Source organism: Nocardia arizonensis (assembly GCF_001310275.1).
GTDB lineage: Bacteria > Actinomycetota > Actinomycetes > Mycobacteriales > Mycobacteriaceae > Nocardia > Nocardia arizonensis.
Map to the genome: position 1 here is coordinate 105,397 of NZ_LGYZ01000049.1, position 17,596 is coordinate 122,992.

General features: G+C 68.5%; 23 protein-coding genes and 2 pseudogenes. 10 read left to right on the forward strand and 15 right to left on the reverse strand.

Features of this window, described 5'->3' with window-relative positions; all coding sequences use genetic code 11:
- Positions 1 to 4: 4 nt before the first annotated feature.
- Positions 5 to 1,105 carry a glutamate--cysteine ligase 2 gene (locus APZ21_RS08450; RefSeq protein WP_054812671.1) on the reverse strand — a complete coding sequence of 367 codons (1,101 nt, stop codon included), beginning with the start codon at positions 1,103 to 1,105 and terminating at the stop codon, positions 5 to 7.
- Between the two features lie 246 nt (positions 1,106 to 1,351).
- On the opposite strand from APZ21_RS08450, the gene APZ21_RS08455 reads away from it, so the two are divergent.
- Positions 1,352 to 2,050, forward strand: a complete 699-nt coding sequence (locus APZ21_RS08455; protein ID WP_054812760.1) for a PAS and ANTAR domain-containing protein — start codon at positions 1,352 to 1,354, stop codon at positions 2,048 to 2,050.
- Between the two features lies 1 nt (position 2,051).
- On the opposite strand, the gene APZ21_RS08460 is transcribed toward APZ21_RS08455, so the two are convergent.
- The 3 genes from APZ21_RS08460 to mbp1 all read right to left on the reverse strand — a co-directional run bounded on the left by APZ21_RS08460 (position 2,052) and on the right by mbp1 (position 3,817).
- Positions 2,052 to 2,852 (reverse strand): DUF72 domain-containing protein, encoded by an 801-nt coding sequence (locus APZ21_RS08460; RefSeq protein WP_054812672.1) that lies wholly within the window; start codon positions 2,850 to 2,852, stop codon positions 2,052 to 2,054.
- Positions 2,852 to 3,247, reverse strand: a complete 396-nt coding sequence (locus APZ21_RS08465) for a F0F1 ATP synthase subunit epsilon (protein ID WP_162240322.1) — start codon at positions 3,245 to 3,247, stop codon at positions 2,852 to 2,854. Before APZ21_RS08465 ends, APZ21_RS08460 begins: the two co-directional genes overlap by 1 nt.
- Before the next feature lie 327 nt (positions 3,248 to 3,574).
- Positions 3,575 to 3,817: a microaggregate-binding protein 1 gene (mbp1, locus tag APZ21_RS08470; RefSeq protein WP_054812674.1), complete on the reverse strand. Its 243-nt coding sequence runs from the start codon at positions 3,815 to 3,817 to the stop codon at positions 3,575 to 3,577.
- A 125-nt stretch (positions 3,818 to 3,942) separates the two neighbouring features.
- Between mbp1 and APZ21_RS08475 the strand changes: the two are divergent.
- Positions 3,943 to 4,116, forward strand: a pseudogene (locus APZ21_RS08475) (DUF4383 domain-containing protein); the annotation flags it as partial.
- Positions 4,117 to 4,167: 51 nt separating this feature from the next.
- Here the strand turns inward: APZ21_RS08475 and APZ21_RS08480 are convergent.
- The gene (locus tag APZ21_RS08480; protein ID WP_082392937.1) at positions 4,168 to 4,719 is read right to left on the reverse strand and encodes a response regulator; all 552 of its coding nucleotides are present in this window, start codon (positions 4,717 to 4,719) and stop codon (positions 4,168 to 4,170) included.
- A gap of 376 nt (positions 4,720 to 5,095) precedes the next feature.
- On the opposite strand from APZ21_RS08480, the gene APZ21_RS33850 reads away from it, so the two are divergent.
- The gene (locus tag APZ21_RS33850) at positions 5,096 to 5,242 is read left to right on the forward strand and encodes a hypothetical protein (protein WP_156370874.1); all 147 of its coding nucleotides are present in this window, start codon (positions 5,096 to 5,098) and stop codon (positions 5,240 to 5,242) included.
- Between the two features lie 64 nt (positions 5,243 to 5,306).
- Here APZ21_RS33850 and APZ21_RS08485 read toward each other — a convergent pair whose 3' ends face one another.
- Positions 5,307 to 6,446, reverse strand: a complete 1,140-nt coding sequence (locus APZ21_RS08485; RefSeq protein ID WP_054812677.1) for a glutathione-independent formaldehyde dehydrogenase — start codon at positions 6,444 to 6,446, stop codon at positions 5,307 to 5,309.
- A 247-nt stretch (positions 6,447 to 6,693) separates the two neighbouring features.
- Here APZ21_RS08485 and APZ21_RS08490 point away from each other — a divergent pair, with 247 nt between their 5' ends.
- Positions 6,694 to 6,933, forward strand: a complete 240-nt coding sequence (locus APZ21_RS08490) for a hypothetical protein (protein WP_156370876.1) — start codon at positions 6,694 to 6,696, stop codon at positions 6,931 to 6,933.
- Between the two features lie 25 nt (positions 6,934 to 6,958).
- On the opposite strand, the gene APZ21_RS08495 is transcribed toward APZ21_RS08490, so the two are convergent.
- A complete protein-coding gene (locus tag APZ21_RS08495) occupies positions 6,959 to 7,894 on the reverse strand; it encodes a helix-turn-helix transcriptional regulator (protein WP_054812679.1) in 936 nt (311 codons plus the stop codon).
- Between the two features lie 477 nt (positions 7,895 to 8,371).
- Between APZ21_RS08495 and APZ21_RS08500 the strand changes: the two genes are divergently transcribed.
- From APZ21_RS08500 to APZ21_RS36285, 3 genes are read left to right on the forward strand one after another with little or no spacing between them, the layout of a single operon-like run.
- Positions 8,372 to 9,385 carry an iron-containing redox enzyme family protein gene (locus APZ21_RS08500; RefSeq protein WP_054812680.1) on the forward strand — a complete coding sequence of 338 codons (1,014 nt, stop codon included), beginning with the start codon at positions 8,372 to 8,374 and terminating at the stop codon, positions 9,383 to 9,385.
- Positions 9,372 to 10,046 (forward strand): HemK2/MTQ2 family protein methyltransferase, encoded by a 675-nt coding sequence (locus APZ21_RS08505; RefSeq protein ID WP_054812681.1) that lies wholly within the window; start codon positions 9,372 to 9,374, stop codon positions 10,044 to 10,046. The genes APZ21_RS08500 and APZ21_RS08505 overlap by 14 nt, the downstream gene beginning before the upstream one ends.
- On the forward strand, positions 10,027 to 10,227 hold the full coding sequence (locus APZ21_RS36285; RefSeq protein WP_054812682.1) for a CDGSH iron-sulfur domain-containing protein: 201 nt from the start codon (positions 10,027 to 10,029) through the stop codon (positions 10,225 to 10,227). The genes APZ21_RS08505 and APZ21_RS36285 overlap by 20 nt, the downstream gene beginning before the upstream one ends.
- A 66-nt stretch (positions 10,228 to 10,293) precedes the next feature.
- Here the strand turns inward: APZ21_RS36285 and APZ21_RS32835 are convergent.
- The 7 genes and pseudogenes from APZ21_RS32835 to APZ21_RS08535 all read right to left on the reverse strand — a co-directional run.
- Positions 10,294 to 10,455 (reverse strand): annotated as a pseudogene (locus APZ21_RS32835) (Orn/Lys/Arg family decarboxylase); the annotation flags it as partial.
- 288 nt (positions 10,456 to 10,743) lie between these two features.
- A complete protein-coding gene (locus APZ21_RS08515; RefSeq protein WP_054812683.1) occupies positions 10,744 to 11,130 on the reverse strand; it encodes a CinA family protein in 387 nt (128 codons plus the stop codon).
- Complete coding sequence (locus APZ21_RS08520; protein ID WP_054812684.1) at positions 11,111 to 11,950, reverse strand: SDR family oxidoreductase; 840 nt, start codon at positions 11,948 to 11,950, stop codon at positions 11,111 to 11,113. Before APZ21_RS08520 ends, APZ21_RS08515 begins: the two co-directional genes overlap by 20 nt.
- 31 nt (positions 11,951 to 11,981) lie before the next feature.
- The gene (locus tag APZ21_RS08525; RefSeq protein ID WP_054812685.1) at positions 11,982 to 12,224 is read right to left on the reverse strand and encodes a DUF6480 family protein; all 243 of its coding nucleotides are present in this window, start codon (positions 12,222 to 12,224) and stop codon (positions 11,982 to 11,984) included.
- A 60-nt stretch (positions 12,225 to 12,284) separates the two neighbouring features.
- Entirely contained in the window at positions 12,285 to 12,908 is a 624-nt protein-coding gene (locus tag APZ21_RS08530) for a flavodoxin family protein (RefSeq protein WP_054812686.1), read from the reverse strand.
- A gap of 62 nt (positions 12,909 to 12,970) precedes the next feature.
- A complete protein-coding gene (locus APZ21_RS35040) occupies positions 12,971 to 13,138 on the reverse strand; it encodes a hypothetical protein (RefSeq protein WP_169812067.1) in 168 nt (55 codons plus the stop codon).
- A gap of 214 nt (positions 13,139 to 13,352) precedes the next feature.
- Positions 13,353 to 14,177: a SigB/SigF/SigG family RNA polymerase sigma factor gene (locus tag APZ21_RS08535; protein ID WP_082392940.1), complete on the reverse strand. Its 825-nt coding sequence runs from the start codon at positions 14,175 to 14,177 to the stop codon at positions 13,353 to 13,355.
- Between the two features lie 392 nt (positions 14,178 to 14,569).
- On the opposite strand from APZ21_RS08535, the gene APZ21_RS08540 reads away from it, so the two are divergent.
- From APZ21_RS08540 to APZ21_RS08550, 3 genes are read left to right on the forward strand one after another with little or no spacing between them, the layout of a single operon-like run.
- Positions 14,570 to 15,001, forward strand: coding sequence for a DUF3618 domain-containing protein (locus APZ21_RS08540; RefSeq protein ID WP_054812687.1), 432 nt, complete (start codon positions 14,570 to 14,572; stop codon positions 14,999 to 15,001).
- Positions 14,994 to 15,323 (forward strand): hypothetical protein, encoded by a 330-nt coding sequence (locus APZ21_RS08545; RefSeq protein WP_174553574.1) that lies wholly within the window; start codon positions 14,994 to 14,996, stop codon positions 15,321 to 15,323. The genes APZ21_RS08540 and APZ21_RS08545 overlap by 8 nt, the downstream gene beginning before the upstream one ends.
- Positions 15,324 to 15,353: 30 nt before the next feature.
- Positions 15,354 to 16,880 carry an FAD-dependent oxidoreductase gene (locus APZ21_RS08550; RefSeq protein ID WP_054812688.1) on the forward strand — a complete coding sequence of 509 codons (1,527 nt, stop codon included), beginning with the start codon at positions 15,354 to 15,356 and terminating at the stop codon, positions 16,878 to 16,880.
- Positions 16,881 to 16,974: 94 nt separating this feature from the next.
- Here the strand turns inward: APZ21_RS08550 and APZ21_RS08555 are convergent, their stop codons facing one another.
- Positions 16,975 to 17,559 (reverse strand): pyridoxamine 5'-phosphate oxidase family protein, encoded by a 585-nt coding sequence (locus tag APZ21_RS08555; protein WP_054812762.1) that lies wholly within the window; start codon positions 17,557 to 17,559, stop codon positions 16,975 to 16,977.
- Between the last annotated feature and the right edge of the window lie 37 nt (positions 17,560 to 17,596).

The following is a 17,596-nucleotide window of genomic DNA, read 5'->3' on the forward strand; positions in this document are numbered from 1 at the left end:
GAATTCAGCAATTCTCCAAGGTCGCGCGCGTGATTTCGGCTACCACATCGCCGACGTCACCGCGGGAGCGCAGCGCCCGGAGCTGCCGCCGCGCGCCGTTGCCGCGTTCACCCAGCGCGGCGACCTCCTCGGTCACGAAATCGTGATCACCGAATTCCCGCAGTACGGGTCCGAGCACTTCGAGCAGTTCCGCCAACAACTCGCGGTGAGGGACGACGCGGCCGCGCACCGGATGCAGTCCGTCGCCGTCCAGGCCCGAGTGCGCGGCGTTCCAGTACGCGGCGCGCAGGACTTCGGCGGGGATCGGCGGCCCGGCGACGCCGCGGTCGAGGGCACGCGTGCCTGCGGCCACCGTGGCCCTGACCAGAGCGGCCAGCACCGCGGTCTCCGCGGTGGTGGCCGGTATGTCGCTGACCCGAATCTCCACGGTGGGAAAGGATTCCGAGGGCCGGACGTCCCAATAGATCATCTTGTTGTCCAGGATGCTCCCGCTCGCGCGCATCATGGCCACGATCGATTCGTAGTCGGCGACGGAGCCGAAGTACGGCGGCGGACCGGCGCTCGGCCATCGCCGCCACAGAATGTTGCGCCAACTCGCGTACCCGGTCTCGACACCTCGGTATACCGACGAATTCGCGGTCAGTGCCAAGAAGGTCGGCAGCCAGGGCCGGATGTGGTTGCCGACGAGGATGGCGGTCTCGCGATCGGGAATGCCGACGTGCACATGGCATCCACACAATCCCTGTTCGTGCGCGAGCATCCCGAAGGTGCGGGCGATGCGCTGGTATCGCGGCGTGTCGGTGACCGGATATTCCTCGGGCACGGTCGGCGGCACCGCGACGGCCAGCAGACGCGCGCCGTTGTCGGCCGCGCAGCCCGCGACGGTCCGGCGCAGTGCGCGCAGTTCCGCGTACAGGTCACCGATCTCGGAATGAACCCCGGTGCTCGTCTCGACCTGGCAACTCGTCAGCTCCAATTGCAGGTCGACGCCCGCCCGCCCCGCCGCCTCGGCCACGAGGCAGTTGCGCGGTGCGGGAGCGCCGGTGCGTGGGTCGGCGAGCAAGAACTCCTCTTCCACGCCGACGGTCGGCGCGCCGCCCGTCACGGTCGGTCACCCACCGGTCCACACGGTGACTGCGCGATCATCCGGTGCTCCTCTCGACCTGCGGATGAGGCGGGAACGAAGGTGCTCGGACCGTACCCCGATCGTCGGAGACCAAACACGTTTGCCGGGGGTGTTCGAGTCGGTCCCGGCGCGGTAATGCCGGATTCCGGTCGCCCGCGGTCGCCGTCGGCCGCGTCGCGGTCCCGATTGCCAACTCGCCGTCACCGCGTGACAATCTAACCCGTGCTGGATAAGTCCGGTCCACGTGGCGCGCATTCGGCCGAAGCCCCGGTCTCGGCCGACGGGCCGCTGGTCGGCACATTCCGATTCTGGTTCGCCGACCAGTCATGGGAGTGGTCGGACGAGGTGGCGCTCATGCACGGATACGAGCCGGGCACGACGACGCCGACGACCGAATTGCTGCTGCGGCACAAGCATCCTGACGATCGGGCCGAGGTCGAACACGCACTCGACTACGCGCGAAACACCGCTCAGTCGTTCTCCAGCAGACATCGCATCATCGACACCGCGGGTCGGATCCATCACGTGCTCGTCGTCGCGGATCGCGCCTTGGACGAGTCCGGCGACGTGGTCGGCACCGCGGGCTACTACATCGATCTGACCGCCACCCTCGCGGACACCGCCCGCGAGACGCTCGACGACACGGTGCCGGAACTGATGCGCGCGCGGGCCGAGATCGAACAGGCCAAGGGTGTGCTGATGCGGATGTACCGCATCAATGCCGATCAGGCTTTCCGGGTCCTGCAATGGCGATCCCAGGAGACGAACACCAAACTGCGGGATCTGGCCATTCGCATCCTCGCCGATCTGGAAACCGTCGCGCCCGCGCCGCCGGGCGTCCAGATCGAGTTCGATCACATGTTGCTGACGGCACACGAACGCGTCGGTGACGAGACGACGGCGCACCGGCCGCCCGGGTCCTGACTCAGCCCTCCTCGGCACGCACCGGATCTCGCAGCCGGGGAACGCCGATCTTCGGGGTGCGGCCCACCACCGCACCCGCCGACGCGGCGAAGCGGGCGAAGTTCACGGCATCGTAGACCGCCGCCCCGCCCGGGTCGTTGTTGAAGTACACGAAGACGTCCTCGTCGTCGGACCACGTGTCACGCAGACGCGTCACCCATTCGCGCAGAACGCGCGGCTCGTAGCGGGGCCGTGGGCGCGCGCATCCGGCGTGCAGGCGCAGATAACCCCAATTCGCCGTCCGCCACAGCGGACTCACCGGCCTGGACTCGGCGTCGGCCCAGCACAGCGCGGCGCCGTGGGCGTCGAGTACCGCGCGCACGCCCGGCGTCCACCACGATTCGTGGCGTGGTTCCACCGCCACCCGTGCCGTGGGCGGAAACACGCGCAGGCACTCGTCGAGGAGGGTGGGCTCGGCACGCAGAGTCGGCGGAAGTTGCAGCAGGACCGGGCCCAACTTGTCACGGAGGCCGAGCGCGCGGTCCATCAGTCGCCGCACCGGTTCGTCGGGGTCGCGCAATCGTTTGACGTGGGTGAGGAAACGGCTCGCCTTGACCGCGATACGAAATCCCTCGGGTGTGCGGTCGCGCCACGCGGCGAAGGTCGCGCGGTCGGGCAGCCGGTAGAAGGAATTGTTCACCTCGACCGTCGAGAACCCGCGCGCGTACTCCTCCAGCCAGGACCGTTGCGGAAGTTCGGGCGGATACAGCACGCCGCGCCAATCCCGGTACTGCCAGCCGGAGGTCCCGATCCACTGCACCATCAGCGACCGGCCACGGGGCGGACACGAGCGGCCACCGCGAGACGCAGATTCGCGCGGCGCAGCGCCGACAGAGCGTCGTCGTCCCCCCGGTCCTCGCGAAGACGCTCGGCGGCATCGCCCTGGGCGGCGCGGGCCCGCCGCACGTCGATCCGATCGGCGAATTCGATCGCGACCGCGTCGATATCGATGACATCGTTCCTGACACGCAAATGACCGCCGTGCACGGCGGCGAGCCAGTCGCGCGAGCCCGCGTGCACGGTCAACGGGCCGATATCGAGGTCGGCACGGAAATCACCGCCCCCGGGCTCGATGAGCAGCTCACCGTCGTCGACGGGCACGCGCAATGCCGTGGCGGCGAACGCGAAGTCACGATATCCCGGGACACGCAGGGTCACCGTGAGCGTATTCGTCACCCGGCGCCGAGCGCGCGTGACCGGCCCGCGCGTCATGTCCGGGCACCCACGGCCGAGGATGCCACGAGATCCAAGCGGAGGACGACGGATTTCATGATGTACTCCCGTGATCGCCGACGAACAGATACTCGCGGCGTCACTACCCCGTCGACGGCACACCAAACATGTAATCGCCACGGCGCGAGGAGAATCCGTTTCGCCCCGGTCGGTGCGAACGCTGTACCGGGTTCCGTCCCGGAGTCGGGATCGGTCCCGCGGCTCGGACACGAATGGGCCGGGCGGCACAACCGCCCGGCCCACTGGACGCGATCAGCGATTCTGATGCGCCGACTGGCGTGTTTCGTTCGCGTCGGCCTTCGCGCGCGCCTTCTCGGCAGCGGCTTCCTTCTCCGCGGCCTCGCGCTGTGATTCGGCCTTGTCCTGCTGGGCGCGGCCCTCCCGCTCGAGGTCCTCGTGACCGGTCACCGCGCCCGCGGCCTGCTTGACCTTGCCTTTGGCGTCCTCGACGACGCCTTCCACGCCTTCACGGACACCACCGGTGTGCTCGGGCATGCCTACCTCCTGATGTCGGTAACACTGACACCGGTCGCCTACCCCGGTATCGCGGTACGAATCAGGCTCGGTGGAATCGCCGGTGAGTCACGGGTCACTGGCCGATGACCGCGCCGCTCCCGCCGCACGGACTCACCGTCGACCAGACGAGCGACGCGAATTTCGTACCGGTCGACACCGCGGACAATTGGCTGCACTTCGGTCTCGGTGTCGGCATGGTCGCGCTCGGAGTTCTACCGCCGAGGCGCACAGCGAGCGGCGGCCAGCTGTCCGATCATCAGCCGGGAATCATCGAATAACCGTGCCGCTCGGCCGCTTCCGCCACCGGGACTCGAATCCCGCGCGGCCGGTCAGACCTCGTGACCCTCGACGAGGGTGACCGCCGCGCGCGGGGTGGCGGGGCGGAGCGGGGCGTGGGATTCGGGGAGCGGCCGGGTGGTGGCAAGGGGCAGCGGGGCCGACGAAGTGGGCAGGTAGGTGTCCACTCGGGCCAGCAACTGCCGGATGGTGAAGGGTTTGGGGATGTAGTCGTCGGCGCCCGCCTCCATGGCGGCCTCGATCAGTTCGGGGTCGCGGGTGGCGGAGACGACGACGATGGGGATGGCCGTCACCGCGCGGATCGCCCGGCACACCGCGACGCCGTCGACGTCGGGGAGTACCAGGTCCAGCAGTACCAGGCGGGCGCGCACGCGCGCGAGTTCCTCGACCGCCTGCTTGCCGGAACTTATCCAGTGCGGGCGCGTACCGTTCGCCGACAGTACGATGCCGATCATTTCCGCGGTCGCGGGGTCGTCCTCGATGAGCAATACGTCGGCAGGCACCGCCCAGTAGTCGCGCATGCACACGCGCCGACGCTGTTCGTGTTCTGCCGGACGCCGCGACGCCGATGGATACTGACTCATGCGCAGGTCCTCCAGACATTTACCGCAGAGCGCTCATCTCCCCGGGCGCTCCCGTCGGCGGCGACCACCATGCATTGTCGCTATCGACGTCGAGTGACCTCCGACGGTATTGCGGGTAACGGCAAGTCGCAATACCGGACGGTCGCATTACGAGTGCGGATCGATGTCGGTATCGTAGCGCGATCACTCCGTTGCGCAATTGATAGCTGAAAACGGAACATGTAACCGAATCGTTGCCGGATGGGCTTGTCATTCGCCTTCCGTGGGAAGAATTCCCGCGCCTTCGTCCTTCGCTCCATTCCCGGTCGGCCTCGCGGGTCGGCAACGGGCAAGCCGGTCGGAGTTAGAGCGCGAGGCCGGCGGGTAGCGCACAGGTATGGAGTTACTCATCATCATCGGATTGGTCGTCCTGGTCGCCGCCGTCGTGCTGTACCGCCGTTTCAAGGGCACCGGCCGCGACCTCGACGTGACCACCGGTAATCCCCCGCACAACGACGACGAGAACTACACGCCCCCAGCATGACGGCCCGAGTCGCCGGGCCGCGGGGGTTGCGACACGGATACGGCGGATTCGTCCGTGGCGGAGATCACGCCGTGGGGTGCAGCACGACCTTGGTCCAGCCGTCCGCGCGTGCGTCGAAATGCTCGTAGGCCCGTGGCGCCTCCTCGAGGCGCAGTTCGTGGGAGACGAGGAACGACGGGGACGCCTTACCGGTGTGGATCAGATCCCGCAATCGGCGGTTGTAGCGTTTGACGGGCGCCTGGCCGGTGCCGAGACGTTGGCCCTTGAACCACAGTTGTCCCCAGTCGATGGCGAGTTCCCCGTCCTTGGCCAGATCGTCCGGCGCCTGCGGATCCTGCGGGACGAAGACACCCACCACCCCAAGTCCGCCGGTCGGCCGGACCGAGGCGATGAGATTGTTCGTCGTCAGTTCCGGCTGTTCGTGACCGGCCGGGTCGTGGGCCTGATAGCCGACGCATTCGCAGCCGCGGTCGGCTCCTTCGCCGCGGGTGTGTTCGAGTATCTGCTCGACCGGCGAGCCTTCGGTGTCATCGATGGCAATCGCGCCGATCTGTTCGGCCAGACGCAGCCGGTCGGGTCGGCGGTCCACCAGCATGACCCGGCTCGCGCCCTTGATCTGCGCGGAATAGGCGGCCATCAGTCCGACCGGACCGGCACCGTAGATCGCGACGGTCTCGCCCGCTCGCACGCCCGCCAGCTCGGTGGCGTGCCAGCCGGTGGGCCAGATGTCGGAGAGCATGACGTAATCGAGTTCCTTCTCGCGAGCGTCATCGGGCAGGCGCAGACAGTTGAAGTCCGCCCACGGCACCCGCAGATATTCCGCTTGGCCGCCCGCGTACGGGCCCATGTCGGCGTATCCGTACGCTGCGCCCGCCGCGCCAGGATTGGCGGTCAGGCAGTGACCGGTCAGCCCGTTCTCGCAGTTCCGGCAGAAACCGCACGCGACATTGAACGGCAGGCAGACTCGGTCGCCGACCTGGATACGGTCCACGCCGTTCCCGATCTCCACGATCTCGCCGAGGTTCTCGTGCCCGAGCACCGTGCCCTGCTCGACGTCGGTGCGCCCTTCGTACATGTGCAGGTCCGACCCGCAGATATTGGTCGAGGTGACCCGCACCAGCGCATCGGTCGGACGTTCGATCCGGGCGTCCGCGACGTCCTCGACCGACACCTCGTGCGGTCCCCGGTACACAACGGCTTTCATCGTCTCTGTCCTCCTCGGCCGTGAAGTCTGTGTGCTCGTGCGACTCGCGGCACGCTCTCGGCGTCGAATCGCGCGATGCTCTCCTACCCCCGGGGTCGAAGCGTCAATCAGCTCGGCCACGACCGGCCGCCTACCCCGGATTCGATCGTCACCGGGCGGGTATCGCCGTCGCGACAGCGATATTCGACTCGGTTCGCGGTTCGGCGGCTGCCGGGTGCACGTCGAGTCCACGACCCTGGGGATGTTCATGACACAGCTCGAACCGGTGAGCCGCGCGGCGGCGGACGACTTCGCACAGCGGCACACGCGAACGGTGGTCGCGCTGCACACCTTGCAGAACGAGCGAATTCGGGAACTTCTCGCGGAATTGGTGACCGACCGGGGCGGCGACCGTTCGGCGCGGTATGCCGAATTGCGCCGCTGGCTCGCGGTGCGCGAGGCCACCCGCGATTCGATCACCGACGCGACGGAACGCTCCCGGGGCTGAATTCGGCGGCCGGGACCGTCCCCGCTCAGGCGTGCAGCGCCTGCGCGGGCGCTCGGCCATAGACGCGGCGGTAGGCGATGGCGAAACGGCCCGGATGATTGAAGCCCCAGTCCAGGGCGATCGACGCGATCGTGCGACCGTCGACGGAGTCGGCGGCGAGCAGGTCCTCGTGGGCCGCGGCCAATCGCAGCCGCCGCAGATACTGCACCGGCGTGCAGTCGAGGTGGCGGCGAAACGCCAATTGCAGTGCGCGAACGGTGACGAACGCGGCCCCGGCGATATCGGTGACCGAAACATCCTCGCGCAGATGGGATTCGATATAGGCGATGGCCCGCCGCACGGTTTCAGGATGCGCGTCGCGCCGATCCTGCGCGGTGTCCTCGACCACCGCCGTGGTCGGCATGGTCTCCAGCACGGTCGCGGCGAGATAGTCGGCGGCGGTTCCGGCGACCAGTGGTGACACCGGTCCGGCGGCGATGTGCTGGAGGTGTTCGATCACCCCGGCGAGCCGGTGTTCGGCCGCGACCGACACCGGGCGGTGACCGCGGAATCGCACCGGACCGCCCGCGTCCGCGCCTCCGACGCGGTCGAGCAGCGCCGGATCGAACATGGTGATCGTGTAGCGAGGTGCGCGGCACACTCCGCTGAAGGGCAGGTCCGGCGGCGTCAGCAGCCCGACCTGGCCGGGGGTGAAGACGTCCCAGCCGGTATCGCGGTACTTCTCCTCGATGTTGCCGCGCTGCACCGCGCACAGACATACCTTGTCGAGCGGGTCCGCGTCGTAGCTCATGTCGAAGCCGAGATCGAGCCGGTCCAGGCTGACCGGACCGAGCATGTCGCGGCGGATGTGCGCCCTCGCCTGCGCGGAGCCGTCGTTGCCGATGCTCATCGGGGTGTAGGCGCGGTTGAGGAAATCCTCGGTAGCGCCGAGGTCCTCGCTGTCGAAGGTCATGTTCTGCATGTCGAGTTCGCTTCCTCCTCGGCTTCCCGCGAGAACAACTCCATTCCCACCCGACCCACGGGCGGTGTCGTCGCCGATCCGGCACACCGTGTGCCGGATTCCTACCTCCATCGCATCGCTCGACATTCGCCGTGTCAAGCGGCCGATCATGACCAATGCGGGATCGCGACACTCGTGAGGTGCGTTTTCGCGGTACGAACCGAATCCGTCACAATGCGGGCCGGACGGCCGGTTCGGTTAGCTCGGCGCGACCGGTGCTCGCGGACCGGTGGCGGTGGACACGGCCGCGATTCCGGCCGCCCGATACGGCCGACGCCGCCCGCGTGTGATCGCCGAAATCCGGGGTATACAGCATCTCCGCCGACCGACGGGTGGTTGACAACGATCATGCCGGGTAGACCGCCGAGGTGACCGCGTGGATCCGCAGAGCTGCGGATCCACGCCGTCACTATCGAGTGCGAGTTCGGAGGACATCACATGACGACCGTCGTTTCGACGTCGATACCGGCACTTCCCGCCCCAAGGGGAGAGCTGTCGGCGTCGCTGCGCGAAGTGCTCGGCACCGACCCCGGTTCCGCCGTTCCGGTCGGGCCCGCGGCGGACCCGTTCGGGGAGGACCTGCATCTGGCTCTGCACATGTGCTACGAACTGCACTACCGAGGCTGGGCTGGAGTCGATATCGACTGGGAGTGGGACCCCGCGCTGCTCACACTGCGGGCCGCCCTGGAGAAGACCTATCTCGAGGCGCTGCGCGCCTCGGTGCCCGGCGGCGACGATCTCGACGCCGAACTCGACGCGCTGCTGCGGACTCCCGTCGAACCGGACGGGCCGAGCGCCCATCTGCGCGACGAGGGCGGGTGGCCGCAGATGCGCGAGTATTTCGCGCATCGCTCGATCTACCACCACAAGGAGGCCGATCCGTATATCTGGGTGGTCCCGCGGGTGAGCGGACAGGCCAAGGCGTCGCTGGTGGCGGTCGAATTCGACGAATTCGGCGGTGGACGCGGCGAACGGGTGCACGCCCGGCTCTACGCCGATCTGCTGGCGGGCGCGGGTCTGGACACCGGTTACCTGCGCTACCTCGACGAGGTGCCCGCGCCGATGCTCGCTCTGGTCAACATGATGTCGCTGTTCGGATTGCACCGCGCCCACCGCGCGGCCTCCATCGGACATTTCGCGAGTGTGGAGATCACCTCGCCGCCGGGGGCGGCGCGGATGGTCGACGCACTCGAGCGGCTCGACGCCGACGCGGCCTGCGTACGGTTCTATCGCGAGCACGTCGAGGCCGATGCCGTGCACGAACAGGTCATGCGCCGCGACGTGATCGGCGACCTGCTCGCCCGGGAACCGGATCTGCGGGCCGATGTCGTCTTCGGCATCCAGGTGACCAATCTGCTCGAGGACCGTTTCGCCGACCACGTGCTCAGCGCGTGGCGCGACGGTCGAACCTCGTTGCGTCACCCGATCGAGGTGGTCGATGAACAGCGGTGAGGAAGTCCGACGGCTGATCCGGCTACCGGGTGTGTACCGGCCGCAGGCCGACACCTGGCTGCTGGCGCGGGCGCTGCGGGACGCGGGCCTGCGGCCCGGCGGCGTGGGAGCGGATCTGTTCACCGGAACCGGTGCGCTGGCGCTGGCGCTGGCCGAGATCGGATTGGCCCGGGTGACGGCGGTGGATCTATCGCGCCGCGCGGCGCTGTCGGCGCGCATGAACTGCGCGCGCGCCGGAGTCGCCGCCCGCGTACACCGCGGCGATTTCGCCGATGTACTGCGGCACACCAGTTTCGACGTCGTGACCGCCAATCCGCCCTATGTCCCCGCGCCCGACGGCGCGGTCGGCGGGCGCGGCCTGGCCTGGGACGGCGGCCACGACGGGCGCGCCGTCCTGGATCGGCTCTGCGCGCTGCTACCGCACCTGCTGCGTCCGCGCGGGGTCGCGCTGATCGTGCATTCGGCGCTCAGCGGCGTGGAACACACGCTCGAGGATCTGCGCTCGCGCGGGCTCAAGGCGGCGGTCGTCGCGCGCGACACCGTGCCGTTCGGGCCGGTGATGCGCAGGCGCGCGGACTGGCTCGCGGCCCACGGCCGTATCGCGCGCGACCAACGACACGAAGACCTGGTGGTGATTCGCGGTGACCGCATCCGATGGTGAATTCCGGCGTGTCACCTACACCGCCGATGGACCCGCACTGGTCGAAGGCCCCGTCGAGGTGGTTACCACCGACGGCCGCACGCTTCGGTGCGACCGGTTCCAGGTAGCGCTGTGCCTGTGCCGCCGGTCGAAGAACTATCCGCTCTGCGATACCAGCCACCGACGGCGCACCATATCGTGAGAACACCGCACGTGACGGCGAGATCCCTTGCCGCGCAGTTCTTTTCGGCTGCGCCGAGTCCGGTGATCAGTCGCGTGCGACGACCCGGATCGTGCGCAGGGACGGATCGGCGGCATCGGGCACGTTCATACCGCCGTCGACGCCGGTGCGCAGGTACTCGACCACGCCGTCGTCGAGCACCTCCCCCGGCACGGCCACCGGGATTCCCGGCGGATAGGGCGTGAGCTGTTATTCGTCCAGTGCTTCCAGCATGGGAGCTCGTGCATGGTCCACGATGGTCGCTGCGTCCGACAAGCGCTCGGCTACCCGCCCGTCCCGCGACCAATCACCGCGGTGGCGACGATCCGCGCGCCCCGGACAACGCGAAACCGCCACCGTCGGATGCAGGGGTGTGGATCACCGACGGTGACGGCCGCGGGATGCGATCTCCCACTACGAACAGGGTGGGCGACTGACTCGAATCCCCTACGCGGGAATCGCATCCAGGCCGCGTTTACCCGGCTTCCCGCGAATCAATCAGCGCTCGGTCGAATCCGCTCCCCCGTCGGCCGGGCCCGCGTCCAGAGCTTTCGCCATTCCCTCGAGCGCGCACCGGACCGTGCGGGCGACGACCCGGACCGGATCCGCGTCGAAATGGTGATGCCAGGTGGTCACCCCGGACTCCGAGGCGGTGGCGAACCACACCGATCCCGCCGGTTCGCCGTCCTGTGCGCCGGGTCCTCCGACACCGGTGACGGCGACCGCGAAGTCGACGGCGAGCAGGTCTCGGACACCGGCCGCCATCGCCGCGGCGGCCTCGGCGGAGACCACCGCGACGTCGGGCATGCCGAGCACGCCTCGGCGCAGCGCCTCCTCGGCGATTCGGCGGACCAGCTCGGCGGTTTCAGAGGATGGGTCGGCCACCGGTGACCGCCAAGCGCGCGCCGGAGATGTAGCTGCCATCATCGGAGGCGAGCAGTACGTAGGCCCCCGCGAGTTCGGCCGGCTGTCCGGCGCGTCCGAGAGGTGTGTCCGCGCCGAAGTTCGCCACCTTCTCCACGGGCATGGTGGAGGGTATGAGCGGGGTCCAGATCGGGCCGGGCGCGACGCTGTTGACCCGTATCCCCTTCTCCCCCAGCAATTGGGCCAGGCTGGCGGAGAAATTGGCGATGGCCGCCTTGGTCGCCGCGTAGGGCGCCAGGGTCGGGGAGGGCATATCGGAATTCACCGAGGAGCTGCCGATGATCGAGGATCCGGGCGGCATGTGCGGCAGCGCGGCGCGAACGAGGTGGAAATAGGCCCCGATATTGAGCCGGAAGGTGTAATCGAACTCCTCGTCGGAAATTTCCTCGAGGGTCTCGTGGGTCATCTGATAGGCGGCATTGCTGACCAGGATGTCGATCTTGCCGAATTCGGAGACCGCGCGGTCGATGACCGACCGGCAGTGCGCGGGTTCGGACAGGTCGCCGCCGACGAGCACACAGCGCCGTCCTTCGCGTTCGACCAGTTCGGCGACCTGTTTGGCGTCCTCGTGCTCATCGAGATAGGCGATCAGCACATCGGCGCCCTCGCGGGCGTAGGCGATGGCGACCGCGCGCCCGATGCCGCTGTCGCCACCGGTGATCACCGCGGCCCTGCCCGTCAGTTTGCCGGAGCCGCGGTAGGAATCCTCGCCGCAGTCCGGCAGCGGCGACATCTGATCCTGACGGCCCGGCGGTTGCTGTTGCTGTTCGGGAAATCCCATGGTCGTTCCCTTCCGCGGGTGGGTGTGTGCGTCATCCGACAATGGTGATCACCAGTCCGACCGCCGCCGCGGCGAACAGGACGACGAGTCCGATCGTGACGGCGATGGCGAGGATGCCGGTCGGTGGGAACCGGTTCCTGGTTCTCGGTTCGGGCGCCGACAAGCCGCTGGTCTGCGGTGTCTCGGGTGGTGTGCGGCCCGGCGCGACGCCGCCGCCGCGTTCGAGATCGGGAGTGCGCGCCGGGTCGGGATCCATGGCCCCGGGCTCTGTCATCCGGCTTCACCTCTTTCTGGTGTATCAATGGCATTCACTCGACGGCATTCACTCGGCGTGCTACCCCGGATAGGGCGGGTACGGCTCCGACCGCAGCGCACGGGCCAGATGCGCCGCATTGCGGGCGACCCCCGCGTTGACGCGCGCCACCGACTCGGGCGTCTTGTCGAGGTCGTTGTAGTCGACCCCGCCCATCGCCTCGCCGTTCCAGTACGTCGCGCCCTGGGCGGGCACCGTGTAGCCGATGTCGTTGAGCGCCTGGAACAGGTCGGCGACGATCTTGTGCGCCCCGTCCTCGTTGCCGACCACGGCGGCGATACCGACGCGCCCGACCATTCCGGGCCTGCCCTGCTCGTCGGTCCGCGATAGTTCGGCGTCCAGTCGTTCGAGCACCCGTTGCGCGACCGAGGACATATGGCCCAGCCAGGTCGGAGTGGCGATGAGCAGGATATCGGCGTCCCGGATCCGTACGCGCAGGTCGGGCCAGGCATCGCCCGCGCCCTCGTCGGCGGTGACGCCGGGAAACACGTCGTGATCGGCCACGCGTACCGTCTCGCCGGCGACTCCGTGACCGCTCAGTTCCTCGAGTACCTGGGTGGCGAGCAGTTCACTGCTCGACGGCGCGGGCGACTTCTTCAGACTGCACACCAGCGCCAGCGCGGACGGGGGCGGATCGACGGGCATGGCGGAAAACCTTCCGTGGACGATACGGTCATCCGGCGCCTACCCGCCGCCCGGTGGGCCAATCAGGACGCGGCCCGCTCCGAACGACCCGATGCGGCCGAGCCACGCTCGCGCGTCCCCTCGCTCATCACGGCGTTCCACCACGACGCCAACGGGCTGGGATCGGGCCAGACCACGACGGGACCGTCGTCGTCACGGACAACTTGCGGGGTCGAGGCGGATTCGCGCATCGGTGTGTCCTCACTGTTTCCGGTCCGCGTGGATCGTCCTCACGCGGACGCATCACGATCGGATCGGGTATCTACCCGACGCATCCGGCTCCAAACACGAGCCTCAAGGGTCGGTGTCCTCAGTCGGGGACCGACCCGGGCACGTCGGCGGCGAAACCGAGGCGCCGCGGCACCTACCCGGCGATCACCGCGGCGACATCCCCGGACGTCTGCGTCAACGTCGCGCGGCGCAGCGCAGGTCCTCGAGGATGCGGGCCAGCATGCGGGAGATGTGCATCTGGGAGACTCCCAGCGTCTCGGCGATGCGAGATTGGCTCCAATCCCGGAAGAACCGCAGGTAGAGCACCCGCTTCTCGGTTTCGGGAAGTTCGGCCAGCAGCGGTGAGGCGATCATCGCCTGCGCGGTCAGTTCGTAATGCGGATCGTCCTCGCCGAGGGTGTCGGCGGCCGCGGGCAACGCCCCGTCGTCGTCGCCGGTTCGGGTGCCGTCGATCGAATCGGTGTTGTAGGCGTTGTCGGCCAGTACGGCTTGGGTGACCTCGGTCAAGTCGAGGTCGAGCTCGACCGCGATATCGGTGGCGGTCGGCATCCGACCCAGGCGCTGGGCAAGCGACTCCACCGTGGGACCGATCATCTGCTGAATCTCCTTGATCCGCCGCGGAACCCGCAACGCCCAGGTGTGGTCGCGGAAGTGACGGCGGATCTCGCCCATCATCGTCGGGATGGCGAAGGCGAGGAACGAGTCGCCGCGGTCCGGGTCGTAGCGGTCGATCGCCAAGACCAAGGCGAGCCTCGCGACCTGGTGCAAGTCGTCGTAGGCTTCGCCGCGGCCGGTGAACCGGCGCGCGATATGGTCGGCCAGGGGCAGGCAGCGGCGCACGATCTGCTCCCGCAGCGCCCACCAGCGCGGGCTGCCGTCGTCGAGTCGGCTGAATTCGGTCAGGACCGGTTCGATGCCTTCGTAGGAATCCCTGCCTCGGCGGCGACGATCGGCCTTGTCGCGGCCGGGAGCGGGGGCAAGCGTCTTCGGGTTGTTCATCACAAACCCTTCCGGCGGCCTGAGAGAAGGGTTGCGTGCGGCTTGGGCTCCACCGCGCACAACCGGAGCCGCACCAACTCCACACTCCTCCCCCACCCGGCCCGCTGTCAGTGCACGAAACGAAGAAGTAGCACTCGGACGGGACGAAAAGCGCAATCGGTCGGGTGCATCGCCTCCTCGGCGGGTCCGCACGCGGACGGTACCCCGTCAAGACTCGGCTGACCGGCGCATCCGACGGGCCGCGAATCCGCCCGAGCCGTCCGTTTCACGGCGGTGTCGGCGGGTAGGCGGCGGACAGGGAGGTGAGAGGACATGGTTCACCACACGGAGAGCCGATCGGATATCGAGGGAGTACGCGAGGACGTGGCCGCGATACGGAACAGGAGTCCTGAATGAACGACCGACCGGATTTGCCCGACACGCCGGAATCGATCCGCGCCGACCGCGATCTGACCCGCGAGGAGTTGGAGCGGACCGTCTCCGAACTCGCGGACCGGGTCGATATCCCGGCGCGTGCCGAGGAGAAGTTGCACGACACCGCCGACGCGGCCCGTGAGAATGCGGCCGAGGTGCGTGACAAGGTCGTCGAGACGGCCAAGAACGCAGGTGCGCAGGCCGCGCACGTGGCACCCGCGGTCGGGGAACCGCTGGAGGACATCGGCAGACATGCCGCGGATTCCCTGCGGCGCAACCGTTTCCGGGTCGCGGCGCTCTCAGCCGGGTCCGCCGCGGTGGTCACCTGGATCGTGCGGAGCGCTGGGTCTGGCCGCCCTCACGAAATGTTCCGACGACGACACCGCCAACGACGATGTCGTGATGAGTAAGCCGGAGGTGTCCTCGCTGCCTACCTCCGCCCCCTCGGCGAACGGCGACGTCGGCCCCGAGGCCGCGCGACAGCTGTGCGACATGATCGGTTCCGAGACACGCGATTGGGACGATCAGGGCGCGGCCATCGCCCGGGTGAGTTTCAACGGCACCGTCCAGAACTGGGCCGCCCGCAACGACGGCCGCAACGACGACGTCATCCGCGACAAGTCCATCGTGGACAGCATCACCACACAGACCTGCCCGGATGTCCGGCAGCAGGCCATCGACGTTCTCGACACCGACAATCTCGCGGGCGCGCTCGTCGGTTTCGGCGGGTAGCGCCCCACGCACGAGGAAGAAGCCCGCACCATGACATCGCTGTGGTCCACCGACACACCGGCCCGACTGCCCCTCACCCCCGGCAAGCGACACGATGTCGCCGTCATCGGCGCAGGTCTCACCGGCTTGGTGACGGCGCTGCTGCTCGCCCGCGCGGGCCGCGACGTCGTTGTCCTGGAGAGCAGACGCGTCGGTGCGGGCACCACCGGCGCCACCACCGGCAAAGTGTCGCTCCTGCAAGGTATTCGAGCGCAGCGGATCGCGCGGATGCACGATGTGCGCACCCTGCGCCACTATCTCGATGCCAACCGGGCCGGACAGCAGTGGCTGCTCGACTACTGCGCCTCGCGCGGAATCGCCGTGCAGCGCCACGCCGCGATCACCTACGCGGGCAGCGAGCAGGAGACCGCGACCGTCCGTGACGAATACGACATCACCCGGGCGGCGGGGCTGCCGACCGAGTTCATCGATACCGTGGAGACGCCGTTCCCGTCCTTCGGCGCGGTCCGATTGGCCGATCAGGCCCAGTTCGATCCCATGTCGGTGCTGATCGCCCTCGCCGCCGACGTGGAGGCCAATGCCGCGCCGATCCACGAGACGACGCCGGTACGGGGAGTGGGGCGCGGCACCGACGGCGACCACGTCATCCATACCGGTCAGGGCGAACTCCGTGCCCGCACGGTGGTGCTGGCGACCGGAACGCCCATCCTCGACCGCGGCGGCTTCTTCGCGCGACTCACGGCGCAGCGCTCCTATCTGGCCGCGTTCCGGGTCGAGGAATCCTTGCCGCCGGACATGCTGATCAGCGCGGGCTCACCCACTCGATCACTGCGCACGGCGCCGTCCGAACAGGGAACCCTGCTGTTGGTCGGCGGTAATGGTCACGAGGTCGGCCGCGAAGAGCGCACCGACCGGCTCGCCGACGATCTGGTCGAATGGACCGAGCGCTGGTTTCCTTCCGCCGAACCGGTCGCCCGCTGGTCGGCGCAGGACTACGCGCCGGTCGCCGAACTCCCCTATGTCGGACCGCTGCTGCCGGGCCACGAGCGAATCCTGGTCGCGACCGGTTTCGCCAAATGGGGACTGACCAATGGGGTGGCCGCGGCCCTGGCATTGGCGGGCCGACTCGAGGGGACCGCACCGGAATGGGCCGCGACCTTCACAACCTGGCGGCCACCGGCCCTCCGCGTCATGCGTGCCTACGCCTCCGCGAATACCGCTGTACTGCAACAGCTCAGCGGCGGCTGGTTGGCCGCCGCCCGCGACGGCGGCCCGGCGGGCGAACCGGCCGAGGGCTGCGGGTACGTGCGCCGTTCCGGCCTGCGCCCCGTGGCGGTATCTACGGTAGACGGTGTCACAAACCAGGTTTCGGCGATCTGTCCGCACCTGTACGGCATCGTCGGCTGGAACGCGGCCGAGAAGTCCTGGGACTGCCCCCTGCACGGCTCCCGATTCGCCGCCGACGGCACCCTCATCGAAGGACCCGCCACCGAGTCGCTGACCCGAAAGGACGCCACGCACTCCTCGGCAGGTCTTCCCATCGAACGGGATTCGTGAATCGGCTATCAGCCGACCGAGGCCAAAGTTCGCGGTGGACAACACAGCCGCAGCGAGGGCTGACTTCCACGGTGCCATGTCCTACCAGAACTCGCTAGCTCCTTCGGGGAAGCGAGGACGGCAGCGGGTGGTCCGGCTCGAGCGCAGGCAACCCGTCGATGCTGTGACCGTTGTCCCCCGCGATCCGTCGCGCGAACTGCTCGTCCGACTGCCCGGTGTTATGGGCGTCGAGCACCGGACGCTCGTCCACGAGATCGTAGTAGGGCACCGCGTATCCGCAGGCGTCGGCGATGCGCTCGACATCGATCACGATGGCGGCCCGCACGCCCGTGTGGTCCGCGCCGAAATGGGCGACGAGTTCGGGGAATTCGGCATCGTCGGGGCGGACCACCCGACCCGCGCCGAACAGCCGCAGTATCCGCGAATTTCGCGTGAACGAGCAGAACATGACCGTGATGCGTCCGTTGTCGCGCAGGTGCGCGATGGTCTCCGCACCGCTGCCGTACAGGTCGAGGTAGGCGACCGTGTGTTCGTCCAGCACGGCGAAGGTGTCGCGATACCCCTTGGGCGACACGTTGACCCGCCCGCCGACCGCGGGCGCGGTCGCCACGAAGAACATGGCCTGCTGTTCGATGAAGCCACGCAGACTCTCGTCGATCCCGGGGAATATCTTCGCCACCGGCACCCCTTCCACACCCGAGCCGATGTCGAGCCTA

Coding starts and splice junctions, on each gene's coding strand:
- APZ21_RS08460 (WP_054812672.1), bottom strand. CDS start 2,852: ATGGTGCAGTGGATCGGGACCTCCGGCTGGCAGTACCGGGATTGGCGC.
- mbp1 (WP_054812674.1), bottom strand. CDS start 3,817: ATGCCCGAGCACACCGGTGGTGTCCGTGAAGGCGTGGAAGGCGTCGTC.
- APZ21_RS08480 (WP_082392937.1), bottom strand. CDS start 4,719: ATGAGTCAGTATCCATCGGCGTCGCGGCGTCCGGCAGAACACGAACAG.
- APZ21_RS33850 (WP_156370874.1), top strand. CDS start 5,096: ATGGAGTTACTCATCATCATCGGATTGGTCGTCCTGGTCGCCGCCGTC.
- APZ21_RS08485 (WP_054812677.1), bottom strand. CDS start 6,446: ATGAAAGCCGTTGTGTACCGGGGACCGCACGAGGTGTCGGTCGAGGAC.
- APZ21_RS08490 (WP_156370876.1), top strand. CDS start 6,694: ATGACACAGCTCGAACCGGTGAGCCGCGCGGCGGCGGACGACTTCGCA.
- APZ21_RS08495 (WP_054812679.1), bottom strand. CDS start 7,894: ATGCAGAACATGACCTTCGACAGCGAGGACCTCGGCGCTACCGAGGAT.
- APZ21_RS08500 (WP_054812680.1), top strand. CDS start 8,372: ATGACGACCGTCGTTTCGACGTCGATACCGGCACTTCCCGCCCCAAGG.
- APZ21_RS08505 (WP_054812681.1), top strand. CDS start 9,372: ATGAACAGCGGTGAGGAAGTCCGACGGCTGATCCGGCTACCGGGTGTG.
- APZ21_RS08520 (WP_054812684.1), bottom strand. CDS start 11,950: ATGGGATTTCCCGAACAGCAACAGCAACCGCCGGGCCGTCAGGATCAG.
- APZ21_RS08525 (WP_054812685.1), bottom strand. CDS start 12,224: ATGACAGAGCCCGGGGCCATGGATCCCGACCCGGCGCGCACTCCCGAT.
- APZ21_RS08530 (WP_054812686.1), bottom strand. CDS start 12,908: ATGCCCGTCGATCCGCCCCCGTCCGCGCTGGCGCTGGTGTGCAGTCTG.
- APZ21_RS35040 (WP_169812067.1), bottom strand. CDS start 13,138: ATGCGCGAATCCGCCTCGACCCCGCAAGTTGTCCGTGACGACGACGGT.
- APZ21_RS08535 (WP_082392940.1), bottom strand. CDS start 14,177: ATGAACAACCCGAAGACGCTTGCCCCCGCTCCCGGCCGCGACAAGGCC.
- APZ21_RS08540 (WP_054812687.1), top strand. CDS start 14,570: ATGAACGACCGACCGGATTTGCCCGACACGCCGGAATCGATCCGCGCC.
- APZ21_RS08545 (WP_174553574.1), top strand. CDS start 14,994: ATGAGTAAGCCGGAGGTGTCCTCGCTGCCTACCTCCGCCCCCTCGGCG.
- APZ21_RS08550 (WP_054812688.1), top strand. CDS start 15,354: ATGACATCGCTGTGGTCCACCGACACACCGGCCCGACTGCCCCTCACC.